1 protein-coding gene is annotated in these 1,720 nt (G+C 63.1%); it reads right to left on the reverse strand.

Translation table 11 applies throughout. From position 1 onward, the window contains the following. Positions 1 to 34: 34 nt before the first annotated feature. A complete protein-coding gene (locus ACNQPB_RS20060) occupies positions 35 to 1,336 on the reverse strand; it encodes an IS30 family transposase (protein ID WP_498754180.1) in 1,302 nt (433 codons plus the stop codon). Positions 1,337 to 1,720: the final 384 nt, after the last annotated feature.

Genomic DNA, 1,720 nt, shown 5'->3' on the forward strand with positions numbered 1-1,720 from the left:
TGCGGATTCTAGGGGTCGTTGCAACGCCTGTTGGTTAGGTGGTTAGTAGTAAATCACGCAGACGCTCGGCTGGAGTTTTCCAGTCGAGCGTTTTGCGTGGTCGGCCGTTGAGTTCTTGGGCGACGTGTTCGAGGTCTTCGGGGCCATAGACGGACAGGTCGGTGCCTTTGGGGAAGTATTGGCGCAGTAGCCCGTTGGTGTTTTCGTTCGAGCCGCGCTGCCAGGGGCTGGCCGGGTCGCAGAAGTAGACGTCCATGTCGGTGGCGAGGCTGAACGACTTGTGGGCCGCCATTTCTGCTCCTTGGTCCCAGGTCAGGGATCCTCGCAGGTGATCCGGGAGTGTGGTCATGGTTTTGATGAGTCCGTCGCGGACGGTTTCGGCGGTGTGGTCGCCGGGCAGGTGGACGAGCATCACGTAGCGGGTGGTGCGCTCGACCAGGGTGGCGATCGCGGACTGGTTGTTTGCCCCGGTGATGAGATCACCTTCCCAGTGTCCGGGAACGGCCCTGTCTTCGATTTCGGGCGGGCGTTCGGAGATCATGACCATCGGATCCACGAACCGTGACTGGCGGTGTTGTGGATCCTTGTGGGGTTTGCGACGGGCTCGGCCCGTTCGCAGCGCAGTTGCGACCTCACGCTTGAGGCCGCCCCGGGCCTGGATGTAGAGGGCCTGGTAGATCGTCTCTGGGCTCACGCGCATCTCCGGTTGGTCGGGGAACTCGTCGACCAGGGTGTGGCTGATCTGTTCCGGAGACCAGCGTATGAGGAGTTTTGCTTTCACGTAGTCTCGCAGTTTGGATTCCCGGGCGAGCTTGGCGGGCTTGGGCCGTGCCCGTCGGGCTACGGCCTTTCGTTGGGCTGCATAGGGCTGGTAGCCCAGCGCGTGCCGGCTGTTCCGGGCGAGCTCCCGGCTGACCGTCGATGCGGGTCGGCTCAGGGCTGCCGCGATCGCCCGCATGGAGGAACCGGCAGCTCGCATGTCCCTGATCGTTTCCCGCTCCTGGAGCGAGAGGAACCTGGGGTCTACGGGTTTCTCCAGCGCGGACATGGCCAGCGGCGGGCCGGCAGTCGGCGTGGCCGGGCCGGGATGGTCGGTCAAGGTGGTCACACCCCGTTTGTAGTCGACGACGCGCCCGTCGGGGTAAATGCGTCGGCTGCCGACCTTCCTGACGCCTTGGTCCCACTCCTGCGCGGTCCGGGGATGCACGCTCACGACCAGGGCAGCCTCACGCCGGGTCGCTCCTTTCTTGCGCAGTCGGAGGAACTCCTCACGTTTGCCGGAGTCCTGGCGAATGTTGGCAATTCCGGCCTTATAGGCCCAGTGGTAGCACGTCATCCGGTTGAACCCGAGCTCCGCGGCAGCGACCGTCACGTTGCCGACGCGATCGAGTAGGGCGAGGAACTGCTCTTTCTCTTCCGGGGTGTACTTCCGCTTTGGGACCTTTCTGGTCAACGGCTTCTTTGGAGCAGCCCCGGTGTTTCGTGCCCAGCCGAAACACGTACTCCGGTTCAGGCCAAGCTCGGCAGCAGCCGCGCTGACACTTCCAAGCCGGTCAAGCACGGAGAAGAAAGCATCCTTCTCCTCCCGCGAAAAGGCTCTCCGCGGCCGTGGGGAACCCGATTCTTTCCTCAAGGGAGAATCTGATTTTGACCTTAGAGACGACACGGTCGTTGCAACTCCCAAAAGATCTGGGTGTTGCAACGACCGTTAGAACCCGCC

Origin of the sequence: Curtobacterium sp. LFS079, assembly GCF_047977865.1 — a bacterium.
GTDB lineage: Bacteria > Actinomycetota > Actinomycetes > Actinomycetales > Micrococcaceae > Arthrobacter.

Bases quoted from the DNA above. Each gene is read 5' to 3' on its own strand.
- ACNQPB_RS20060 (WP_498754180.1), bottom strand. From the start codon at position 1,336: ATGACGTGCTACCACTGGGCCTATAAGGCCGGAATTGCCAACATTCGC.